Origin of the sequence: Methylomonas stagni, from assembly GCF_050154735.1 — a bacterium.
GTDB classification, from domain to species: Bacteria; Pseudomonadota; Gammaproteobacteria; order Methylococcales; family Methylomonadaceae; genus Methylomonas; species Methylomonas koyamae_A.
This window is the reverse complement of the sequence record NZ_CP189557.1, coordinates 3,294,225-3,316,386: the sequence shown is the minus strand read 5'-3', so window position 1 is coordinate 3,316,386 and position 22,162 is coordinate 3,294,225. Positions and strand designations below refer to the sequence as shown.

Sequence of the window (22,162 nt, the reverse complement as noted above, 5' to 3'; positions counted from 1 at the left end):
TGATGAAGTTTCCCAGGCGGGTTACCGAGCCATATGGCGTTTGGTCACCGCGCTTTAACACGCAAGCTATCGACCGGGTTGAATGACGATGAGGCTTCGGTTTAGTGTGGCTGCTTTGGCCATGTTACTAAGTGCTTGTTCTTCCGACGACAGTTCGTCGAACAAACAATCCGTACAACAGACGAGTGCAAGGCCGCCGACTTCCGGGGCGGGGGCGGCGTGCCGCCGGTTGGGCAGAGCGCCGTACCCGATGAGCCGGTAAAACCTAACCGTAGCGAATTGCGGGTGATGACTGAAGACGCCAAGGCTACCGAAAACGCCGTCAAGAATGTTATTGAGCGCTTCGACGCTAATTTAAGCGATCGTCAGGCTCGAGAATCCGCGCAAAACGAATTTAAAGCGATGCTGCCCGACTATAAGGAAAAGATGTTGCAAATCGGTAAGGCCAAAATGAAGGGCGAGTCACATCCAGTTGAAACGCCGTGAACACCCTATTTCGGAATGTCGTTAAAAATCCGCGGGGATTGATACATCGGAGTGATGATCTGTGATGGTTGCCGTTCTCGCGGCGCGTCGGCGTTCCTGCTCGGAATTCCGTAGTCGGCGCGGAGTATGCTGAGTAAGGTCTAATAATTTTTTAGGTATTGCAATAATTCCAATACGCGGCTTTTGATCAGAGCGGTTCGGTAGCCGTGACGGGAAATCGCTGAAGAAGAGCCGAATTGCTCGATGGTCCAATTTCCGTTAATAAAATCCAGTTCAGCATCGCGAAATTGTAGCCATAAGCGTTGCGAACGCAACAAGGTTTGTTTGCTCGGTTCGGGCAGATTTTTCTGCAGAGATGAATACGCGCGGTTAAGCGCCTTATCCAAAAACTCTGCGTAGTCGCGGTAAGCCTGATCGGTTTGTTCCGTGGTTTGCGCGTGTTGGTAAATTGCCTGTTCGAACGCATCGGCGCGAGATAGGAATTCCGCTGTAAGATCCGGGGTGTCGGGGTTGTCGATCGCGTGCGCGAAATTAAAACTTAAGCTCAACACAACCGCGATCAACGCGGAACGGCGACGGAATCCGATCATTTGCTCACCATTTTTTGTAAACGCCTTGTGAAAAAACCACCCATTCGCATGCGCGGCGATTCTCCAAGCCTTTCAATACCTTGCCTTGCGACTTATTCCAAGCCTTCCAGGCGGCTTCCAGATTGGGGTAATTGGTTTTCACGGTGGGGTCGTTGATCATCTTAACCACCGAGGAATCGGCAAAGCCGTTGGCACCGGCGCCGATGTTGAAAGCCAGCATCACTAAGGCATCAAACTGGTGCTGTTCCAAGGAACTCGTAATCCTGCTACGAACCGCCGTGACAAACGGCGTGAGGTCCAGACCGAACAATGTACTCGCAGTAAACTCGGTGATGCCGTTTTTGTACAAATTCCATTCGGCGGCTTTGATCAAATGCCCGTAACCGACGGTTGCTCCCGCGACCCATGCGTTAATTTCCTTGCCGGTTTGGTCGTCGTATGGCTTTAAACGTAATGTTTCGATGTCTTTCAATAGCTTCAATCCGTCTCCGCTCAGGGCTAGTTCCTTGGCGGGGTTGGTGTCGCTTTGCAGCGAAGTGCCACTCAAGCTCGACCTGCCGGCGGAGACTTCCGCGAACAAGCAGTGGTATCCAGTCGTGAGTATGTGCGGGCCGGGTAATGGGCTAAGCGACCGGCATAGCGTGCCTTGGTCGATATCGTTGTCGAACAATCCTTGTAACGGGCCTGGAATGCGGTAGCTCGCCATATCGAATTCTCATTGCAAAAAAGCGCGGCATACAAGCTGTCTGGAATGCGTGTTACCGGAGTATAGACCGGAATTGTTTCTCAGCAGGCATAGGGCCGATGCCGCAGTCCAAATTTTCCGGATAAAAAAACCGGTAGAGAGCCTAGCCCTCTACCGGTTTTTGCTCTACGGCCTTGGCTATTAGTGTACGTCTTTCCAGTATTCCTTCTTCAATAAGTACGCGAGTGCGATGAACATCAGCAGGAAGAACAGCACGAATTTACCCATTTGCTGGCGTTCCAACTGCACCGGCTCGCCGACGTAGACTAGGAAGTTAACCAAGTCGGTCACCATCTTGTCGAATTCCTTGGGCGACAACTGGCCGGGTTGCTCCAATTTGAGTTCGGTGATCACGTCGCGACCGTCGACCTTATGAACCACTGCGGTCTGCGTGCCTTGCAATTGCCAGAATACGTTGGGCATGCCGACATCCGGAAAGACCGAGTTGTTGACGCCTAGCGGCTTGTTTTTGTCGTTGTAAAAGCTCCGCAGATAGGTATATAGCCAGTCCGCGCCGCGTGAGCGGGCAATTAGCGACAGATCCGGCGGCGTAGTGCCAAACCACTTTTCGGCGTCGTGGGCATTCATCGCCGAATGCATCTGATCGTATATGCCGGCACCGAGCGGCGCGACGTTTTTCAGGATTTCGCTTTCATCCAGCTTTAAATCCATCGCGATGCGCTTGTAACGAATGTGCTTCGCGGAATGGCAGCCCAAGCAATAGGTGACGTAATGCTTGGCGCCGCGTTCCAACGATGCGGTGTCGCTGAGATCGATGTCCGGACTATCCAGTTCGATTCCGCTACTGGCGTTAACGCAAAAAGGCAGCAAAAACAAAAGAGTGCAGAGTATCTTTTTCATGGCTTAGTCCAGGCTCTTTTTCAGGTTTTTGACAAAACGAATCAGCACGGCTTGAACGCCGGCCCAATTCGGCCTTTTCTTGGCGATGGTTCCTCCTAAATTGTCCGGAACATGATGAACCTCAACGACTTCGTCGATCAGTGCCAATACCGCTGGGATGCGGTCTTCCAACGTTGGTTGTTCCGTCAGGCGCTCGGGCAGCGGTTTGGTTTTCTCCCAACGGGTATATAACGGCATCAGAAGGAAGAAGCCGAAGTAGATCGCGGTCAGGAAGCGGGCCACCGTCGTCGCCGTCGGCGTGGCCGGTTGGGTGCCCAAATAGCCTAAGCCGATGAAGCTGATCACGAACAGCAACAGCGCTTTCTTGAACATACCGCCGCGATAGCGGATGGATTTGACCGGGCTGCGATCTAGCCAAGGCAGCATGAACAGCACTACGATCGCGCCGCCCATCGCGATGACGCCGGCGAACTTGTCGGGAACCGCGCGCAGAATCGCGTAGAACGGTGTGAAGTACCAGACCGGCGCGATGTGTTCCGGGGTCTTCAGCGGATCGGCAGGGATAAAGTTGGCGTGCTCCAAAAAGAATCCACCCATTTCCGGCATATAAAAAATTACCGTCGCGAAAAAGAACATGAACACGCCGACGCCAACGATGTCCTTGACGGTGTAGTACGGATGGAAGGGGATGCCGTCAATCGGATGTTCTTTCCAGTTCAGATTTTCCTTGATTTCGATGCCGTCCGGATTGTTCGAACCTACTTCGTGCAGTGCGACGATGTGCAGGAATACCAGAATCAGCAAAACCAGCGGCACCGCGATGACGTGGAACGCGAAGAAGCGGTTCAAGGTAGCGTCGGAAACCACATAGTCGCCGCGGATCCACAGCGACAATTCGTCGCCGACTACCGGTATTGCGCTAAACAACGAGATGATGACCTGCGCGCCCCAGTAGGACATTTGGCCCCAAGGCAGTAGATAGCCCATGAAAGCTTCGGCCATCAGGCACACGAAGATCAGCATGCCGAAAATCCAGATCAGCTCGCGCGGTTGTTTGAACGAGCCGTACATCAGGCCGCGGAACATGTGCAGATAGACGACGATGAAGAACGCCGAGGCACCGGTGGAATGCATATAGCGTACCAGCCAGCCCCAGTTGACGTCGCGCATGATGTATTCGACCGAGTCGAAGGCCAGTTTGGCATCCGGTTTGTAATTCATCGTCAGAAGAATGCCGGTTATGAACTGGTTGACGAGCACGAACAGCGCCAACGAGCCGAAGAAATACCAGATGTTGAAATTTTTCGGCGCGTAGTAATGCGCCATGTGTTCGTTCCACAAATCGGAGAGTGGAAAACGCTCCAGCAGCCAGTCGCTGCATTGATTCATTTTTTGCTTCATGCTGATTTCGCCTCGTTGTCTTCGCCGATCATGATCAGGCTGTCGGTCACGTAACGGTAGGGTGGAATCTCGAGATTGGTCGGAGCCGGCACGCCGCGATAGACGCGGCCGGCTAAATCGAACCAGGAGCCGTGGCAAGGGCAGAAAAATCCGCCTTTCCAATCGGGGCCGAGATCGTTAGGGGCGATTTCCGGGCGAAACGTGGGCGAGCAACCCAGATGGGTACACAGGCCGACCGCGACGAAAATTTCAGGTTTCAGCGCGCGCAACGAGTTTTTGGCGTAATCGGGTTGATGGGATTCGTTGGAGACAGGGTCTGCGAGTTTGCTGTCCAAAGTCGCCAGCGTAGATAAAACCTCCGGGGTTCGATTCAAAACCCAAACGGGTTTGCCGCGCCAAGCGACGCGGATCAATTGGCCGGACTCCATTTTGCTGATATCGACCTCGACCGGCGCGCCGGCGGCCATGGCCTTGGCGCTCGGCTGCATTTGCGAGAGAAAGGGAACGGCCAGATAGCCGGCCCCCACGGCTCCGACCACCGACAAAGCCGAGGTCAGAAACTGGCGTTTTGAATGATCGACGCCTTCTTGGTTCATAGGTAACACTCCTGCGTGATGTGCGGTGTATCGGGCAATACACCGATTATTATAGTTTTTGGCAAATATACCTTACTGGCCCGGATTAATGAAATGGTTCTTGGGCTGGCGGCCGCGCCTGGCGTGGGTTGCTGGCGGTTTTGGCCCAAACGGGGAGCTGGCGCCTTCAGCGCGGTAATTCGGCCAGAGCTGCGGCCAGCGCGTTCAGAAAACTCTGGTTTTCTTCGGGTTTGCCTATCGTGACCCGTAGGCAGTCGCTTAGCACGCCGCCTTGGCCGGACAGATTCTTGATTAAAATTCCGCGGGCTTTCAGTCCGGCGAACAATTGGTCGGCGGTGCCGGCCGGTGTGCGAAACAGAATGAAATTGGCCGAACTGGGATAGACGGTCAGCGTCGGCCAGGCTTTTAAGGCCTTGGCCATTGCAGTTCGCTCGGCACGGATGGCTTGGGTTTGTTGCGCGAGGAAGTCGCCGTGTTCCAACGCGAAGCCGACGGTCGCTTGGGTCAGGCTATTAATGTTGTAGGGCAGGCGAACTTTGTCGAGTTCGGCGACGATCTCGGCCGGGCCGGCCAAATAGCCCAGACGTAAACCCGCCAGACCGAGTTTGGAGACGGTACGCATCACTAGCAGATTGGGATAATTCCCTAATTCGCCGACGAAGCTGGCGTCGGCGAACGGCGCGTAAGCCTCGTCAACGACAACCAATCCCGGCGCCGCGGCGATGATGGTTTTGATGGCTTGGGCGTCGAACAGATTGCCGGTTGGGTTGTTCGGATAGGCTATGAAAATCGCCGCCGGCCGGTTGTCGGCGATGGCTGCCAGCATCGCGGACAAGTCCAACGCGAAATCGGTCGCCAGCGGTACGCCGACATAATTTAGTCCCAGGCTACGGGCGATTTGTCGGTACATCACAAAGCCGGGTTCCGGAGCCAGTACCGTGGCATCGGCGGATAGCGCCATCAGCAGAATCTGGATGATTTCGTCCGAACCGTTCCCGAGCAATAGCGCGGCATGATCCGGAATCGCGTTCGCGCGTCTTAATTGTTCGCACAAGGCGGAACCGGTCGGGTCCGGATAGCGGTTGATCGGGCAGGCTTTCAACGATTCCAACCAGCGTTGCTGAATGTCTTCCGGCCAGGTGTACGGATTTTCCATCGCGTCGAGTTTGATCAAGTTGCGGGCATCGGCGACATGATAGGCCGACATGGCGAGAACTTCGGGGCGGAACAGCTTGGTAAGCGCGTGGTTAGGCATGGTGTCGAAATCGGCGAAATCGGAATGGGCGGCGAGGTACTAGGTCCGGTCAATCGGACGGCCGCAGGCAAATTGGGCCGATTCTACCAAAGCGGAGAGCGAAAGCCTAACCTCGGAAAACCGGCGGTCCAGCGTCCCCGTTGACGCACATCGCTCGCTTCGGCGCGAGATCGATGCCGCGCGGATTCTAACACCGCTGGAGATAAGCAGGCAAAGCCCGGCCGCATCCTTCACGGAGTTCCAGAAGGTATGCGCGCAAATGGCCGAAAGCGAACGCCTCCATGCACAAATTCGAACACCGACTACATTTTTAGGCCTAGGTCTAAAGTAGCAAGTCAAGGCTCCGTCGTGCACAAACAAACCCACATCAGCTATCTCGACACGATTCGCGGCTTGGCGGCGTTGACCGTGGTCAGCGAGCATTATGTGATTGCTTATGGCTTGCCCTGTCAAACACCGTTATGCGAACAAATTTTGGATTTTTCGCCGTTGCATTTTTGGTGGGAAGGTTCCGCGGCGGTGTCGATGTTCTTCGTGTTGAGCGGTCTGGTGCTTTCCCTAAAGTACTTCCAGCATGGCCACATGCCGGACTTGACGCGCTTCGATTTGACACGGTTTTTGATCGGTCGAGTGTTTCGAATTTGGTTTCCGTACCTATTGGTGTTGGGGCTCAGCGCCGGATTGTTCAATCACACCTTCGGTCGCCCGGTACCGGTTACCGCGCTGGCGCCGACCGACTGGATCGTAAATATGTGGCATAAATTTCCGTTGGATGTGTCGGCGATGGTCAGGGAGGGCTTTTTGCTGGATATGCCGGATCTTATCGTGCTGTTGCCGCAATCCTGGACACTGGGCGTCGAGTTGGTGTTGTCCCTGTTACTGCCGGTTGGCTTGCTGCTGGTTGATCGTGGCACGTCCTGGGTGGTCTTTTTCAGCGTGTTGGCCATTGCTTTGCTGGGCGTGTCGGCCTTTTTGCTGCATTTTTTGTTGGGTTTGACCATTGCCCGCTATCTGCCTACGATCAAAGCCTATCTGGTCGGATCTCCGGCGCTACGGCGTTTCTTGTTGGGCGTGGGGACGTTGTTTTATACCGGAGCAACTTTGCTACCCAAGTCGTGGATAGCGTGGAGCGACGGTCAATTGGTGTGGTTAGGAACCGGTCTGGGTGCCAGCATGATCTTGCTGTTCGTGCTTGCGTCGGTCCGCGTGCAGGCCATTTTGTCGAAGGCCTCGCTGCGGCAAATCGGCAAGGTTTCCTACAGCACCTACCTGATTCACATGGCGGTCCTGATATGTCTGACCCCTTACGTTTTGATGGGTCTGCAAGCGTTTAGCGAGAACCGCCTGTTCTTGTGGTTGGGGGGATGGTTGCTGACGATGTTGATCGTGCAAGGCTTGGCCTTGCTTTGTTATCGTCTTGTGGAGATCCCCAGTATCGTGGTCGGTCGTTGGTTGGCGGACCGCGTCGTGCTCGCAAGACACTGATCGCACCTCGGGCAATTGGAGCTTAGGAAGGCCGGAACGTCGCCTGGGTTGGTTTGACTCGGTCCGGTGTTTTACGAAAAACACTGAGGCGAACGGGCCGTCGATGGCAAACGGCTCTGCCTCGGGTACTATGTTAACTATCATCGTAACCACTCAGCGCGACCATGTCTCTACTCAGATCGTTGCACACCGATATTGATGCCCGAGTTGCCGCGACCCGCGCCGCGCATTCCAAATGGCTGTGTCGGCGTGGTTGCGAAGGCTGCTGCCACAGGCTGGCGGACATCCCCAAAATCAGCAGTGCCGAGTGGGAGCTGCTGGCCGAAGGGCTAGCGTTGTTGCCGCCGGACGTGATGCGGACGGTGGGTCAAGAGATCGTTGATCTTGCTAAACAAGTCAATCGTCCGTTAGTTTGCCCGCTACTCGATCGCTCAACCGGCAGTTGCCGGGTTTACCTTCAGCGCCCGGTCGCCTGCCGCACTTACGGCTACTATGTGCAACGCGACAAAGGTTTGTACTGCAATGATATCCAAGCTCAAGCCGACAGCGGCGTTTTAAACGATGTGGTTTGGGGTAATCACGATGCGATCGATAGACGGCTCGACGCGATGGGTGCGGCCAAGGCGTTAACGGAGTGGTTTCAAGAGTCGTTGCTCGCCGAGAATTCTGGATGATGTTTGAGTTGTGTCTGTCGCTGGGATGTAACTGTAACTCCTGCTGATTTGACGAAGCATTTGCGTGCGTTTCGAGGGTAATTAAGCAACTTCATGAGCTCTGTGTCGACCTTTCTTCGGCGAATCTCAACCGGTCCTGGTCTTGGACTCCAGCCTGCCATTCGAGCGGTCGACCATCTATTGCGGTCACTTAAAGGAACTTTCCCCAGTCTTGCATTGACTTAAGCTCGAGGACTCATGGAAAATAACCCGTTTAAATCTAATATCCGCCGGCGAACTCCGCAAATGCCCAGCAGCGCAAGCCCCGAAAACCATATCGTTTCCGTCAGCAACTTGAGCTTTGCCAGGGGCACTAGAAAAATTTTCGACGGCGTCGATCTGTCCATACAGCGCGGCAAAATCACTGCGATCATGGGGCCCAGTGGCACCGGTAAAACCACTTTGCTGAAACTGATCGGCGGCCAACTGGCGCCGGACCGGGGTCAAATTCTGGTCGATGGTCAAAACGTGCATCGCCTGAAAACCCGCGAGCTTTACGAATTGCGGAAGCGGATGGGCATGCTGTTTCAAAGCGGTGCCTTGCTGACCGACATGAACGTTTACGATAACGTGGCGTTTCCGTTGCGCGAGCACACTCATCTGCCGGAATCCATGATACGTACGCTGGTGCTGATGAAGTTGCATGCGGTCGGCTTGCGCGGTGCTCACCGTCTGATGCCCAACGAATTATCGGGCGGCATGGCGCGTCGGGTGGCTCTGGCTCGGGCCATCGCTCTCGATCCGTTGATGATTATGTACGACGAACCGTTTACCGGCCAGGACCCGATTTCGATGGGCGCATTAGTGCATTTGATCAAGTCGTTGAACGTGACATTGGGATTGACCAGCATCATCGTATCGCACGACGTGCAGGAAACCGCCGCGATCGCTGATTACATCTACGTCTTGTCGGAAGGCAAAATCGTCGGCCAGGGCACGCCGCAACAGTTGCGACAGTCGGACTCGGCTTGGGTGCAACAGTTTATGCACGGCGACGCGGACGGTCCGGTACACTTCCACTACCCAGCGCCCGATTACCTGGACGACCTGCTGGCCGGCAAAACTACCTTGTAATTAGCGATGCTAGAATTTTTGCAAAACCTGGGCAAAACCACCCGCGACAGCTTTGCCAAGCTCGGCCGCGGCGCGTTTTTCCTGTCCCATACCTTGACCGGCATCGGCGACGTGTTGCCGCGTCCCAATTTGCTGCTCAAGCAACTGTATTCGGTCGGCGTTTTGTCCTTCCTGATCATCACCATTTCCGGTCTGTTCGTCGGCATGGTGCTCGGCTTGCAAGGCTTTAATATCCTGTCGGACTTCGGCGCCGAAGAGTCGCTGGGCGTGATGGTCGCCGCATCGCTGGTTCGAGAGTTGGGGCCGGTGGTGTCGGCTCTGTTGTTCGCCGGCCGCGCCGGTTCGGCGCTGACCGCCGAGATCGGTCTGATGAAGGCTACGGAACAACTGTCCGGCATGGAAATGATGGCGGTCGACCCGATCAAACGCATTATTTCGCCGCGTTTTCTAGCCGGCTTCCTGTCGATGCCGCTGTTGGCGGCTTTGTTCAGCGCGATCGGCGTGATGGGCGGCCATCTGGTTGGCGTCGGCATGCTTGGCGTGGACGACGGCGCGTTTTGGGCGCAGATGCAAGCCAGCATCGATTTTCAGGAAGACATCGTCAACGGTGTCATCAAAAGCGTGGTATTCGGCTTCGTGGTGTCGTGGATTGCGCTATTCGAAGGTTACGACGCTATCCCAACGTCGGAGGGCGTCAGTCGCGCCACCACCCGTACCGTGGTCAACTCGGCGTTCTCGGTACTGGCTCTCGATTTCATACTAACCGCACTGATGTTTGGAGACATTTAACATGCAGCATTCCAAGACACAGGACACCTTGGTCGGCCTGTTCGTCGCTTGCGGCATTGCCGCACTGTTTTACATGGCCTTGCAGGTCAGCAACCTGGGTACTTATACCAGCGACGACAGCTATACCGTGATTGCCCGCTTTCAAAACTCCGGTGGTCTGAAAGTCAAGTCGCCGGTGTCCATCGCTGGGGTCCGCATCGGCAGGGTGTCGGCGATTACGTTGGACCACGAAAGCCACGAGTCTGTCGTGGAAATGCGCATAGAAGCCAAGTACGACAATCTGCCCGAAGATTCCGGTGCCAGTATTTATACGGCGGGTCTGCTAGGCGAGCAGTACATCAATATCGATCCGGGTTCGTCGGACAGTTTTTTAAAGGACAAGAGTAAGCTCGATATCACCAGCTCGGCCATCGTATTGGAGGAAATGATCAGTAAATTCATGATGAATAAGGCGGAAGGCAAGTAATGGCCGTATTGACGCTGAGCGAACTGGCGCCCGGTCACTACGCCGTCACCGGCAATTTGACCTTTGCCAGCATCGACAGACAATCCCTGAAATCGTTTAAGTTCCTGAAAGGCATGGACAGTATCTGCATCGACCTGGCTCAAGTCGGTACCACCGACAGTGCCGGTTTGGCTTTGATGATCGAATGGATCAAGCAGAGCCGGGCCAGCCGGGTGCGCCTGACTTTCAAAAACGTGCCGGCGCAACTGCTGGCGCTCGCCAAACTCAGCGGTTTCGACGAAACCGAATATTTTGCCAACCGCGGCTGATCGCGCCGCCAAACCATCGCATACACCCATGGATAAATTGTTAATAACCGGCGGTAAACCGCTGACCGGCGAACTGAGAATCTCCGGCGCCAAGAACGCCGCTTTGCCGATTCTAGCCGCCACCTTGCTGTCCGAAGTGCCGGTCAGCGTCGGCAACATTCCGCATTTGCACGACATCACCACCACAATGGAATTGCTGGGGCAAATGGGCGTCGGCTTGACCGTCGATGAGAAAATGAACATCGAAGTCGATTCCAGCACCATTCATAAGTACGAAGCGCCCTACGAATTGGTAAAAACCATGCGCGCGTCGATCCTGGTACTGGGCCCCTTGCTGGCTCGCTTCGGCGAGGCTTACGTGTCATTGCCGGGCGGTTGCGCGATCGGTACTCGGCCAGTCGATATTCACATCGATTCTCTGATCAAAATGGGCGCGGACATTACTGTCGAATCCGGTTACATCCACGCCAAAGCCAAGCGCCTGCAAGGCTGCAGGCTGGTGCTGGACAAAATCACCGTGACCGGTACCGAAAATATTCTGATGGCCGCCACGTTGGCCGAAGGCGTGACGATTATTGAAAACGCCGCCAAGGAACCGGAAGTCACCGATCTTGCACACTTTCTCAATAAAATGGGCGCCAAGATCACCGGCATTGGCACCGACATTCTGACAGTGGAAGGTGTCGAAAAGCTGGGCGTGGCCGGCCTGCACTACGACATCCTGCCGGACCGCATCGAGACCGGCACCTATCTGGTGGCCGGCGCGATCAGCCGCGGCCGGGTTAAACTGAAAAACACCGATCCGACGATTCTTGACGCGGTACTGGTCAAGCTCAAGGAGGCCGGCGCCGACATCACCTGCGGCGAGAATTGGATCGAACTGGACATGCACGGTAAGCGTCCGAAAGCGGTCACGGTGCGCACCGCGCCCTACCCCGCCTTCCCGACCGATATGCAGGCCCAGTTCACCGCGCTGAATTCGGTGGCCGAAGGCGTGGGCTTGATCACCGAGACCGTGTTCGAAAACCGCTTCATGCACGTCCAGGAATTGCAGCGGATGGGGGCGCAAATCAAATTGGAGTCCAATACCGCGATCTGTACCGGTATCGAACAAATGAAGGCCGCGCCGGTGATGGCGACAGATTTGCGGGCCTCGGCCAGCTTGGTTTTGGCCGGTTTGGCCGCCGAGGGCGAAACGCTGGTGGATCGGATCTATCATATCGACCGCGGCTACGACCACATTGAGGAAAAGCTGGCGCAACTGGGCGCCACCATTCGCCGCGTTCCCAACTAGCCAAGACATCCGCCATGCTGACCATCGCCGTATCCAAGGGCCGAATTTACGAAGAAGCCTTGCCGTTTTTGGAACAAGCCGGTATCACGCCGACCGACGATCCTGACAAAAGTCGCAAGCTGATTTTGCAAACCACCCGGTCCGACGTGCAATTGGTGATCATCCGCGCCACCGACGTGCCGACCTTCGTTGAATACGGCGCGGCGGATCTGGGCATTGCCGGCAAGGACGTGTTGCTGGAGCACGGCGCGGAAAGCCTGTACGAGCCGTTGGATTTAGGTATCGCCGGCTGCCGGCTGATGACCGCCGCGCCGGTCGGGGCCCCGGCCTTGAAGGCTAACTTGCGGGTGGCGACCAAATATGTCAAAACCGCCCGACGTTATTACGCCGACTTAGGGGTGCAAGCCGAAATCATTAAGCTCTACGGCTCGATGGAGCTGGCGCCGCTGGTAGGTTTGGCCGATTGCATAGTCGATCTGGTCGATACCGGGAACACGTTGAAAGCTAACGGTTTGGAGCCGCGCGAATTGATCGCTAACATCACCTCGCGGTTGGTGGTCAACAAGGCTGCGATGAAAATGAAACATCAGGCTATCCAGGCGTTAATCGACCAGTTCGAAACCACCTTAGCGCGGAGGTCCGCATGACCGCGATGAAGATGCTCAGACTCGACGGCAACGCCGCCGACTTTGAAAAACGCCTGCAAGCCCGTTTGGCTTGGGATGCCAGTGAAGACCTGGAGATCCACAAGCGCGTGTTGGACATTATCGGCGATGTCCGCAACCGCGGAGACCGGGCGTTAATAGACTACACCAACCGCTTCGACCGAACCGCCTTTAAATCCGGTGCGGAACTGGAGCTGTCCAGCGGCGAGCTAAAACTAGCTTGGGATACGCTGCCCAGCGCTCAAGCCATCGCCTTGCAAACCGCCGCCGACCGGGTAAGCGCCTACGCCGAGCATCAGAAGCTGCAATCCTGGCAATTCACCGAACTCGACGGCACGTTGTTGGGCCAAAAGGTCACTCCACTGGATAGGGCTGGTCTGTACGTGCCGGGCGGCAAGGCGGCGTATCCGTCGTCGGTATTGATGAACGCGATACCGGCCAAAGTCGCAGGCGTCGGCGAACTGGTCATGGTGGTGCCGACACCGGGCGGCGAAACTAATCCGTTGGTGCTGGCAGCCGCTTACGTGGCAAGGGTCGACCGGGTGTTCACGATCGGCGGCGCTCAAGCCGTCGCCGCGCTGGCCTACGGCACCGAAACCGTGCCGGCCGTCGATAAGATCGTCGGCCCCGGCAATATTTACGTCGCGACCGCGAAAAAACTGGTGTTCGGCCAGGTCGGCATCGACATGATTGCCGGACCTTCCGAGATTTTGATCATTTGCGACGGTCAGACTAATCCGGATTGGATTGCGATGGATCTGTTTTCTCAAGCCGAGCACGACGAAAACGCCCAAGCCATTCTGATTAGTCAGGATGCGGTTTTTCTAGATAAGGTTGAAGCCAGCATTAACCAACTATTGCCGACGATGGAGCGGGCCGACATTATCCGTGCTTCCTTGACCGGTCGCGGCGCCTTCATCAAAGTCGCCGACTTGGCTCAAGCGGCCGAGGTTGCCAATCGCATCGCGCCGGAACATCTGGAGTTGTCGGTCGAAAACCCGGAGGCGCTGGCCGATAACATCCGTAACGCCGGGGCTATCTTCATGGGCCGCTACACCGCCGAAGCGCTGGGTGACTATTGCGCCGGGCCTAATCACGTATTACCCACTTCAAGCACTGCCCGTTACTCGTCGCCGCTAGGCGTTTACGACTTCCAAAAGCGCAGCAGCCTGATCAACTGTTCCGCCGCCGGCGCGCACAATTTAGGCAAGATTGCGTCCGTGCTGGCGCGGGGGAAAGTTTGACGGCACACGCGAGGTCGGCGGAGTTTAGGGTTTGATCCGGCGGTTGACACTCCGCACAGGGTCATTTTGCGGGTAATTCCATTGCATTGTTCCGTGCGTTCAGCGGTAGCAGGTTGCGTGGCTTGCGATTACGTCGTATCATAAGCGGCTGTCTATCAAGTTAAGTGGCCCCAAGCGGGTATGTGAGCGCTATGAAACCAGAAATCCATCCTCAATATAAACAGATTACAGTGACCTGCGGTTGCGGCAATACGTTCGAAACCGGTTCGGTTTTGGGTAATGACCTGCATATCGAGGTCTGTTCGTCTTGCCACCCTTTTTACACCGGCAAACAACGTGTCGTTGATACTTCCGGCCGGGTAGATAAGTTCCGTAAAAAATTCGGTAAGTAATTTGTTGTGTCCCTCGAGCCTCGGTAAGCGTTATTTGTACGCTTGCCGACGGTTCGCTAATGTTTGGCTGGGTTTTCCGCCGCTCTCTTTCAGTTAAAACAGCGATTCTTCCGGGGTGAAGTCCTCAAACTCAGGTTCAAGCTTGGGTGTGGACATCGCGGTTGGCGCGGTCTCCTTCGCGAAATATTCCCAAATCCCGCCTTTTTGGTCTTGCGGTAACAGTAAGCCGTCCGAAGGATTGATGTAGGCTTGGACGATGCCTTCCGGTACCGTTAGCGGTTTTTCCGGAAAATGGTGCTGTATCGCTTTCATGAATTTTATCCACATCGGCAGTGCCGCTTTGCCGCCGGTTTCGCCGTGTCCAAGCGGCGCGGAGTTATCGAATCCAATCCATGCGGAGGCAACGATGCCGGTCGCAAAGCCATTAAACCAAGCGTCTCGTTGCGCGTTGGTTGTGCCGGTCTTACCCGCTAAATCTGCCCGGTTCAGTTGCTTGGCTTGAGTGGCGGTGCCGCGCTGTACCACGTCGCGTAGCAGGCTGTTCATCAAAAAATTGGTTTTCTCGGAAATAACTCGCGTGGCCATGTTCGGCCGGATTTCGCCGGTCGTCGCGCAGTCCTGGCAGGCCGTCGCCGGTTTCGCGGAGTATATCAGTCGATTCTCGCGATCTTCGATGCGTTCGATTAAGTAAGGTTGAATCGAAAACCCGCCGTTGGCGAACACTGAATAGGCGGCCGCCATCTTTAGCGGTGACGCCGAGCCGCTACCCAGCGCGAGCGAAAACGTGGTCGGCAGTTGGTCCTTGTCGAATCCGAAGCGTTGGGCGGTATCGATAGCGTGAGGGATGCCGACTTCTTGCAACAAGCGTATCGAAACCAGATTGATCGATTCCCTTAGCGCCATTCGCAATGAGGTTGGCCCCAAATACCGGCGATTGTAGTTTTCAGGGCGCCAGTCGTTTTCCTGAGAGGGGTCTTCTATGACGATGGGAGCGTCGTTGATGATACTGGCCGGGGTGTAACCTTTTTCCAGCGCGGCCGTGTAGATGATGGGCTTGAAGCCCGAGCCGGGTTGTCGTTTGGATTGGGTCGCCCGGTTATACTTGCTGTGGTAAAAATCGAAGCCGCCGGCCAGGGCCAAAATCGCGCCGTCATCGGGGTTCAAGGCTACGAACGCGCCTTCCACGGTGGGGATTTGGGTCAACGCCCAGCTTTGGTTTTCGAGTTGTCTGACCCAGATCAAGTCGTTGGTTTTAATAATGTCGCGGCTTTCCCGTGCAGTTTTTGCCGATGCCTTGGCCCAATTCACAGATTCCCAAGCCAGTTCGATATTGGTGCCATCGTGGAGCTTGGCCGCAACGCCGCTGTCAGTCAGACCGGTAACGATGGCTCGATGCGCGTCGCCGAACAGGGTGTCGCCGTCGCTCTGGCCATTTATATGAGGAGCATTCCGGTAGCCGTGACGTTCTTCGTACTCATGTAGCGTCGCTTGCAGGGCGCGATCAGCGGCAAGCTGAAATTCTTGAGTGATAGTCGTGTAAATTTTCAATCCTTGCGTGTAGGCATCTTCACCGTATTTGGCCATGATTTCCTGTCTAGCCATTTCCGCGGCGTAGGGGGCCTGCATTGCGATGCCTGACGGTTGCTGGGCGGCGTCATCGCTGGTACTTAGCGCCGCATCGTAGGCGCGCTGGCCGATATACCCAAGTTCCAGCATCCGTCTGAGTACGTAATTGCGACGCAGCAGCGCACGTTCCGGGTTCGTTAGCGGGTTATAAATTGACGGAGCCTTGGGAAGGCCGGCGATCATGGCCTGTTGCGCTAGCGTGAGCTGGTTTAGTTCCTTGCCGTAGTAGGTTTGCGCCGCGGCCGCCAGGCCATACGCGCGTTGCCCCATGTAAATTTTGTTTAAATACAGCTCGAGTATCTGATCTTTTGAATAGCGCTGTTCGATCTTTAGCGCCAGCATGATTTCCTTTAACTTGCGTAGGTAAGTCTTCTCATTACTCAGCAGGAAGTTTCTGGCGACCTGCATCGTAATCGTACTGCCGCCTTGACGCTTTTGTCCGGTCGAAATCAAGCGATTCGCGGCCCTGGCCAAGCCTTTGAAATCCACGCCGCCATGCTTGTAAAACCGGTCGTCTTCAGCGGCGATGAACGCCTGTAATTGGCGTTGAGGGACGTCGGCGATTTCGATAGGGATGCGGCGCTTTTCGCCGAATTGGCCGATCAACAAGCCCTCGCGGCTGTAGATGCTGATTGGTGTTTGATATTGGACGTTATCGAGCAGGGATATGTCCGGCAATTCTTTATCAAGCTCCAATAGGAAGTAGTAGCAGGCTACCGCCAGGGTGCCGACGAACGTGAAGATGACCAACATCAGCCATTTGAACAAGGTTTTGAGCAATGACTTCGGTTTGGGGGCTTTTTTAACGGCACTGGCGGCGGGGCGTTTGGAGTTTACCGGAAATCGGCAAATATCAGCGTATAAGATCTTAGGAACAACTTAAAGTATGTTCTATAACTTACTGTCATAAATGTGTGAAAATCAAAAAATCTAACTATACTTCGGCTTTAAACGGGTGGCGCGTTGCGGCGCTGCTCCCGAATTGACTTTCAATGTTTGGTAAGGGTTTGTTCATGAGCTGGTTTAGCAGTGGTCAATCGGCTGTGCTCGGTGTGGATATTAGCACCGCGGCGGTAAAATTGTTGGAGTTAAGCCGGGTGGGCGCGCGTTACAAAGTCGAGAGCTATGCGGTGGCGCCTTTGCCGCAAGACGCTATCGTCGATAAGAACATTACTAACGTAGAGCAAATCGGCAGTGTGATCAAGACCGCCGTCAAGCAATCCGGAACGCGCGCCAAGCACGCTTGCGTGGCGGTGGCCGGTTCGTCGGTGATGACTAAAATCATTTCCATGCCGGCGTCGTTGTCGGAGGCGGAAATGGAAGAGCAAATCATGGTTGAGGCCGATCAGTACATTCCGTATTCCTTGGACGAGGTTAATCTCGATTTCGAAGTGCAGGGCGCTACCAAGGCCAACCCGCAAATGGTCGATGTGTTGTTAGCGGCGTCCAGACGTGAAAATATCGAAGACCGAGTGGCGGCCTTGGCTTACGCCGGGCTAAAGGCGGTCGTTGTCGATGTCGAGGCTTTTGCGATGGAAAACGCTTTCAAATTGTTGGCCGATCAATTGCCGGAGGCTGTCGAACACAAGACGGTTGCGATTGCCGATATCGGCGCCACGATGACCTCGCTGAATATTCTGCATGACGGCAAGACCGTCTATACCCGGGAGCAAGGCTTTGGCGGCAAACAGTTAACCGAGGAAATACAGCGTCGCTACGGCTTGTCTTACGAAGAGGCGGGGTTGGCGAAAAAGCACGGTGGCTTGCCGGACAACTACGTCAGCGATGTGCTGGAACCTTTCAAAAAAGCCATGCTGCAACAAATTGCCAGATCGTTACAGTTTTTTGTGTCCTCCAGCGCGAACCGGGATGTCGATGCGTTGATCTTGGCCGGCGGTTGCGCCTCGATAGCCGGTTTGGACAAATTGGTGGAACGTGATTTGGGCATCGCTTCCTATATCGCCAACCCCTTCATCAACATGGCTCTGTCCAACAAGGTTAAGCCGCAGAGCCTGAATAACGATACTCCGGCGATGATGATCGCTTGCGGTTTGGCGCTGAGGAGCTTCGACTGATGGCGAAAATCAATTTACTGCCCTGGCGGGAAGAATTAAGGAAAAAGAAGCAGCAAGAGTTCGTCGCCGGTATCGGCGCGGGTGTGGCGGCGGCGTGCGTTATTTTGGGTTTGGTTTACCTCTATATCGAAGGATTGAAGGAATACCAAACCCGCCGCAATACTTTGTTGCAGAACGAGATCGCGATTTTGGATAAGCGGATTCAAGAGATCAAGGACATTGAAGACAAGAAAAACAAACTGTTGACCAAAATCGAAGTGATTCAAAAATTGCAAGAAAGTCGGCCGGAAGTGGTGCATTTGTTTGACGAGCTGGCCAGGACGACGCCGGAAGGGATCAATCTGAGTAAATTCAGTCAGGCCGGCAGCGATTTGACGTTGGTTGGCAAGGCGGAATCGAACGCCAGGGTCTCGGCCTATATGCGGGCTATCGACAATTCGCAATGGATCAATAGCTCGGTACTCACCGTGATTAAAGGTGAAGGCAAATCCGGCGGACAAATGAACGACTTCACGTTGACGGCAAAGCAAGGCCGAAAAACCGACAAGCCGGCGGGAGGTGCGGGCAAATGAATCTTTCCGAAATCAATTGGGATGTCAACGCGGCTGGAACTTGGCCAACGCCGTTAAAAGCGATTGCTATTCTGCTGATCGCGTTGGTCACCGGCGGTATCGGCGTGTATTTGTTGACGGTACCGCAACTGGAAGAACTCGATACGCTTGAGAAGCAGGAAGAAAGTCTGAAAACCGCATTCGAAGCCAAGCAAAAAAAGGCTGCGAATTTGCAGGATTATCGGGATCAGCTGGATCAGATCGAAGCATCGTTGGGCGAGATGCTCAAGCAAATGCCCACCAAAGCGGAGGTTGCCAGTTTGTTGGTGGATATTTCGCAGACCGGTTTGGCTAGTGGTTTGGAGTTCAAGTTGTTTCAACCAAGCGGCGAGATTAACCGCGAGTTCTATTCCGAGCTTCCCATTGCGATACAGGTTGTCGGCAAATACGAGGAGTTGGGGTTGTTTGTCAGCGGATTGGCATCGTTGCCCCGGATTGTCACCGTTCATGACGTGGTGATGACGCCGCTCGGCAAGGACGGCATGATGACGATGAATGCGACGATCAAGACCTACAACGAAGGCGAGAGCGCTAGTAAGGGGCAACCCGCCAAACGACGGAGAGGCTGATGATGGGAAATCGGACGGCAAGGCCGAAATGGTCTGGCGCCTGTTTAGCGGGCATGACGCTACTGATGCTGGCGGGCTGCGATAACGACGACTTCAGTGATTTGAACAAATACATTCAAGAAATCAAAGCCAGGCCCAAGGGGGCTATTGAGCCGCTGCCGGAAATCAAAGTGGTCGAATCCTTTATTTTCAAACCGGATGGACTGCGTGATCCGTTCCAGCCGATTGAGCGTAAGGACAGCGAAGACAGTATCGATGTGTCCGGAGTTACCGGCGTCAAACCCGATGTCGAGCGGCGGAAGGAAGAGTTGGAAGCCTATCCGCTGGATTCTTTGCGGATGGTGGGTACCTTGCGCGACCCCAAAGGATTTTGGGGGTTAGTCCGGGCTCGCGACGGCACGATACATCGGGTTCAGGTGGGTAATCACCTGGGGCAGAATTACGGCAAGATCATTCGTATTGTCGAAGATAAGATTGAATTGATGGAAATTGTTCCGGATAAGCCGGGTACGTGGCGCGAACAACCGACTTCATTAGCGCTGGCTGGCGACAAAGGGTTATAAACATGGCGAAATTACGAAACACCTTAGAATCTCAATCCGCCGGCGCGGGGGCCTATGGCCGCTGTTGCTGGTCTTGTTGTTGAGCTTGTCCTTGTCCTTGGCGAACGCCGAAGATGCCGCCATCAACAATCTTGAGTTTTCGACGTTAGCGGGTAATCAGGTGCAAATTCAATTGGATATGGTCGGAGAGGTTGTGACGCCGAAAATATTCGAAACCGATAATCCGAATCGGATCGCGCTGGATTTTGCCGGGGTCAAGAGTAATTTGGCCAAGAAAAGCTTTCCAATCAACCAAGGCGCGGTGGGTACGGTCTACGCGGTAGAGGCGTCGGGAAGGACGCGCGTCGTGGTTAATCTGCTGGAGAAGGTGCCTTATGAAATCAAGGCGGAAGCCGGCAAATTCTATTTGGTCTTAAAGTCGGCCGCCACCGTGGCGTCGGTCAGTCAGGTGTCGCCGCTAAAGCAAACAGCCAAGGATTCGGTCGTCAGCAAATTTTTGCCCGAACAAACGATAAAAACCATCGACTTTAGACGCGGCCCCAATGGCGAGGGGCGCTTGTTGTTGGGCCTGTCGAACGCGAACACGGTGGTCGATACCAAGCAGAACGCCGGTAAGGTGGTCCTCAACTTTTTGAACACCAAGCTGCCCGACACATTGACCAAGAATTTCGATGTCTCCGATTTTGCCACGCCGGTGCAAAAGATCGAGGCCTTGCCCAAGGGCGAAAATGTGAGGCTGACGATTACCCCGAATAATGAAAATTACGAATATTCGTCCTATCAAGCGGACAACCTGCTGACGGTCGAGTTCCGGCCATTGACGCCCGCCGAGAAAGAGGCGCAGCAAAAGGAAAAATTTCCTTATATCGGCAATAAGTTGTCTTTAAATTTTCAGGACATTGAAGTCAGGTCCGTATTGCAAATTCTGGCCGATTTCACCGAACTCAATATTATTGCCGCCGACTCGGTAGCCGGCAACGTGACATTGCGTTTAAACGATGTGCCTTGGGATCAAGCGTTGGAGCTGATTCTGAAATCCAAGGGCTTGGCCAAACGTCAAAGCGGGAATGTGGTGATGGTGGCTCCTGTTGCGGAGATCATGAAAATCGAGCAGGAAGAGCTGGATTCCAAAAAAATCTTCGAAGAGCTCGAGCCTCTGAAGACCGAAAACATTCAAATCAATTACGCGAAGGCTGGAGAGATTTGCGGTGTGCTGATGGGGGTGGGCAATAGCTCGCAGGGCGGACAATCCGGCGCGGCAGGCAGTTCAGCAGGGGGCGGTGGCGGCGGAGGTGGTTGCGGCGGTGGTGGAGGTGGCGGAGCGGGCGTTCAGTCTGGCGGAGCCGGCCAAGGCGGCGCTACCAGCATGCGTCTATTGTCGCCGCGCGGTACAGCTATCGTCGATGCTAGAACCAATACGCTGATTGTCAAGGATACCGCGAAGGCGATGGAGGACATTCACAAAATGGTTAAGTTGTTGGATGTGCCGGTTAGACAAGTGCTGATCGAATCCCGGATAGTGATTGCCGACACTAGTTTCGCGCAAAATTTGGGAACTAAGTTCGGAGTCGCCAACAAAGGCGCGGCGGGTGGCGGCAAGCAATATGGATTTACGGCATCCGGTGCGGAGACCAGTGAAAACTCGCAAATTCTGTCCGACTTGGGTACTGCTTTGGCGGCCTCCAGCGGAGGCTCTCTGGCGATGACCCTGGCTCGCGGCGCGGATTACATGCTGAATCTTGAAATTAGCGCGTTGCAAGACGATGGCAAGGGTGAGCTGGTATCGAATCCTCGGGTGATGACCAGCGATCGGGTGTTGGCCTCGATCAAACAGGGGGTGCAAATTCCCTATCAGACTCAGAGTCAGGCGACCGGTCCGGTGACGCAATTGGTCGATGCGGTTCTGGAGCTCAGTGTGACGCCGCAAATCACCCCTAGCGGTAGCGTCATTATGCAATTGGATATCAAAAAAGATTCACCGGGTACGCCATTGGCAACCGGTGGCAATTCTACCGTGCCTATCGATACCCGGCAGTTGAAGACCAAGGTGCAAGTTGAGGACGGCGAGACAGTCGTGCTTGGCGGTATCTACGAGTCGACGGTTCAAGATTCCTACAATAGCGTGCCTTGGTTGGTCGATTTGCCGGTGGTTGGATGGATGTTCAAGAAAACCGTCAAGACCGACAACAAGAAGGAATTGCTAGTGTTTATTACGCCTAAAGTCGTCAAGGAATCGTTGACGATCAAATAATCGGCGACTGCTTCGTAGGCTTGGGAGCGGGCCCGCATGGCCAATGGCAGGTGAATATTTGCGGACGGCCTATGTTATATTGGTCTACGTTGATCTTTTGATG

The 22,162-nt window shown here is 54.8% G+C and carries 22 protein-coding genes and 1 pseudogene; 16 read left to right on the top strand and 7 right to left on the bottom strand.

Translation table 11 applies throughout. The features are described 5' to 3' along the window. Positions 1-135: 135 nt before the first annotated feature. The gene (locus ACP4CD_RS15285; protein ID WP_426991519.1) at positions 136-486 is read left to right on the top strand and encodes a hypothetical protein; all 351 of its coding nucleotides are present in this window, start codon (positions 136-138) and stop codon (positions 484-486) included. Positions 487-626: 140 nt separating this feature from the next. Here the strand turns inward: ACP4CD_RS15285 and ACP4CD_RS15280 are convergent, their stop codons facing one another. The 6 genes from ACP4CD_RS15280 to hisC form a co-directional block, all read right to left on the bottom strand. Beyond that, positions 627-1,076 (bottom strand): lysozyme inhibitor LprI family protein, encoded by a 450-nt coding sequence (locus ACP4CD_RS15280; protein WP_064031246.1) that lies wholly within the window; start codon positions 1,074-1,076, stop codon positions 627-629. 4 nt (positions 1,077-1,080) lie between these two features. Continuing rightward, positions 1,081-1,782 carry a lysozyme gene (locus tag ACP4CD_RS15275; protein WP_426991518.1) on the bottom strand — a complete coding sequence of 234 codons (702 nt, stop codon included), beginning with the start codon at positions 1,780-1,782 and terminating at the stop codon, positions 1,081-1,083. Between the two features lie 180 nt (positions 1,783-1,962). Continuing rightward, positions 1,963-2,682 carry a cytochrome c1 gene (locus ACP4CD_RS15270; protein WP_064031248.1) on the bottom strand — a complete coding sequence of 240 codons (720 nt, stop codon included), beginning with the start codon at positions 2,680-2,682 and terminating at the stop codon, positions 1,963-1,965. 3 nt (positions 2,683-2,685) lie between these two features. Further along, complete coding sequence (locus tag ACP4CD_RS15265) at positions 2,686-4,083, bottom strand: cytochrome b (RefSeq protein WP_168033431.1); 1,398 nt, start codon at positions 4,081-4,083, stop codon at positions 2,686-2,688. Next, positions 4,080-4,679: a ubiquinol-cytochrome c reductase iron-sulfur subunit gene (gene petA, locus ACP4CD_RS15260; protein WP_064031250.1), complete on the bottom strand. Its 600-nt coding sequence runs from the start codon at positions 4,677-4,679 to the stop codon at positions 4,080-4,082. Before petA ends, ACP4CD_RS15265 begins: the two co-directional genes overlap by 4 nt. A 166-nt stretch (positions 4,680-4,845) precedes the next feature. After that, a complete protein-coding gene (gene hisC, locus ACP4CD_RS15255; RefSeq protein WP_426991516.1) occupies positions 4,846-5,934 on the bottom strand; it encodes a histidinol-phosphate transaminase in 1,089 nt (362 codons plus the stop codon). Positions 5,935-6,282: 348 nt separating this feature from the next. On the opposite strand from hisC, the gene ACP4CD_RS15250 reads away from it, so the two are divergent. The 10 genes and pseudogenes from ACP4CD_RS15250 to rpmE all read left to right on the top strand — a co-directional run bounded on the left by ACP4CD_RS15250 (position 6,283) and on the right by rpmE (position 14,364). Then, positions 6,283-7,419: an acyltransferase family protein gene (locus ACP4CD_RS15250; protein ID WP_426991515.1), complete on the top strand. Its 1,137-nt coding sequence runs from the start codon at positions 6,283-6,285 to the stop codon at positions 7,417-7,419. 164 nt (positions 7,420-7,583) lie between these two features. Further along, the gene (locus tag ACP4CD_RS15245) at positions 7,584-8,093 is read left to right on the top strand and encodes a YkgJ family cysteine cluster protein (protein ID WP_426991514.1); all 510 of its coding nucleotides are present in this window, start codon (positions 7,584-7,586) and stop codon (positions 8,091-8,093) included. A gap of 285 nt (positions 8,094-8,378) precedes the next feature. Further along, entirely contained in the window at positions 8,379-9,206 is an 828-nt protein-coding gene (locus ACP4CD_RS15240) for an ABC transporter ATP-binding protein (protein ID WP_071158608.1), read from the top strand. A gap of 6 nt (positions 9,207-9,212) precedes the next feature. After that, positions 9,213-9,995, top strand: coding sequence for a lipid asymmetry maintenance ABC transporter permease subunit MlaE (gene mlaE / locus ACP4CD_RS15235; RefSeq protein ID WP_064031254.1), 783 nt, complete (start codon positions 9,213-9,215; stop codon positions 9,993-9,995). Between the two features lies 1 nt (position 9,996). After that, entirely contained in the window at positions 9,997-10,461 is a 465-nt protein-coding gene (gene mlaD, locus ACP4CD_RS15230) for an outer membrane lipid asymmetry maintenance protein MlaD (protein WP_071158594.1), read from the top strand. Continuing rightward, positions 10,461-10,769 carry an STAS domain-containing protein gene (locus tag ACP4CD_RS15225; protein WP_064031256.1) on the top strand — a complete coding sequence of 103 codons (309 nt, stop codon included), beginning with the start codon at positions 10,461-10,463 and terminating at the stop codon, positions 10,767-10,769. Before mlaD ends, ACP4CD_RS15225 begins: the two co-directional genes overlap by 1 nt. A 28-nt stretch (positions 10,770-10,797) precedes the next feature. After that, complete coding sequence (murA, locus tag ACP4CD_RS15220) at positions 10,798-12,063, top strand: UDP-N-acetylglucosamine 1-carboxyvinyltransferase (protein WP_313729253.1); 1,266 nt, start codon at positions 10,798-10,800, stop codon at positions 12,061-12,063. 14 nt (positions 12,064-12,077) lie between these two features. Continuing rightward, entirely contained in the window at positions 12,078-12,710 is a 633-nt protein-coding gene (gene hisG, locus ACP4CD_RS15215; RefSeq protein ID WP_071158592.1) for an ATP phosphoribosyltransferase, read from the top strand. Further along, positions 12,707-14,007, top strand: a pseudogene (hisD, locus tag ACP4CD_RS15210) (histidinol dehydrogenase). The gene hisG and the pseudogene hisD overlap by 4 nt, the downstream one beginning before the upstream one ends. A gap of 156 nt (positions 14,008-14,163) precedes the next feature. Then, complete coding sequence (rpmE, locus tag ACP4CD_RS15205) at positions 14,164-14,364, top strand: 50S ribosomal protein L31 (protein ID WP_082885273.1); 201 nt, start codon at positions 14,164-14,166, stop codon at positions 14,362-14,364. A 93-nt stretch (positions 14,365-14,457) separates the two neighbouring features. On the opposite strand, the gene ACP4CD_RS15200 is transcribed toward rpmE, so the two are convergent. Next, on the bottom strand, positions 14,458-16,758 hold the full coding sequence (locus ACP4CD_RS15200) for a penicillin-binding protein 1A (protein ID WP_426991512.1): 2,301 nt from the start codon (positions 16,756-16,758) through the stop codon (positions 14,458-14,460). 245 nt (positions 16,759-17,003) lie between these two features. On the opposite strand from ACP4CD_RS15200, the gene ACP4CD_RS15195 reads away from it, so the two are divergent. The 5 genes from ACP4CD_RS15195 to pilQ all read left to right on the top strand — a co-directional run bounded on the left by ACP4CD_RS15195 (position 17,004) and on the right by pilQ (position 22,059). Next, on the top strand, positions 17,004-18,065 hold the full coding sequence (locus ACP4CD_RS15195) for a pilus assembly protein PilM (RefSeq protein WP_064024049.1): 1,062 nt from the start codon (positions 17,004-17,006) through the stop codon (positions 18,063-18,065). Continuing rightward, positions 18,065-18,637 carry a PilN domain-containing protein gene (locus tag ACP4CD_RS15190; protein ID WP_071158586.1) on the top strand — a complete coding sequence of 191 codons (573 nt, stop codon included), beginning with the start codon at positions 18,065-18,067 and terminating at the stop codon, positions 18,635-18,637. The genes ACP4CD_RS15195 and ACP4CD_RS15190 overlap by 1 nt, the downstream gene beginning before the upstream one ends. Then, positions 18,634-19,245 carry a type 4a pilus biogenesis protein PilO gene (locus ACP4CD_RS15185; RefSeq protein ID WP_064024033.1) on the top strand — a complete coding sequence of 204 codons (612 nt, stop codon included), beginning with the start codon at positions 18,634-18,636 and terminating at the stop codon, positions 19,243-19,245. The genes ACP4CD_RS15190 and ACP4CD_RS15185 overlap by 4 nt, the downstream gene beginning before the upstream one ends. Positions 19,246-19,247: 2 nt before the next feature. Continuing rightward, a complete protein-coding gene (locus ACP4CD_RS15180) occupies positions 19,248-19,808 on the top strand; it encodes a pilus assembly protein PilP (protein ID WP_082885274.1) in 561 nt (186 codons plus the stop codon). Between the two features lie 64 nt (positions 19,809-19,872). Next, positions 19,873-22,059: a type IV pilus secretin PilQ gene (gene pilQ / locus ACP4CD_RS15175; RefSeq protein ID WP_426991511.1), complete on the top strand. Its 2,187-nt coding sequence runs from the start codon at positions 19,873-19,875 to the stop codon at positions 22,057-22,059. The last annotated feature ends 103 nt before the right edge of the window (positions 22,060-22,162 follow it).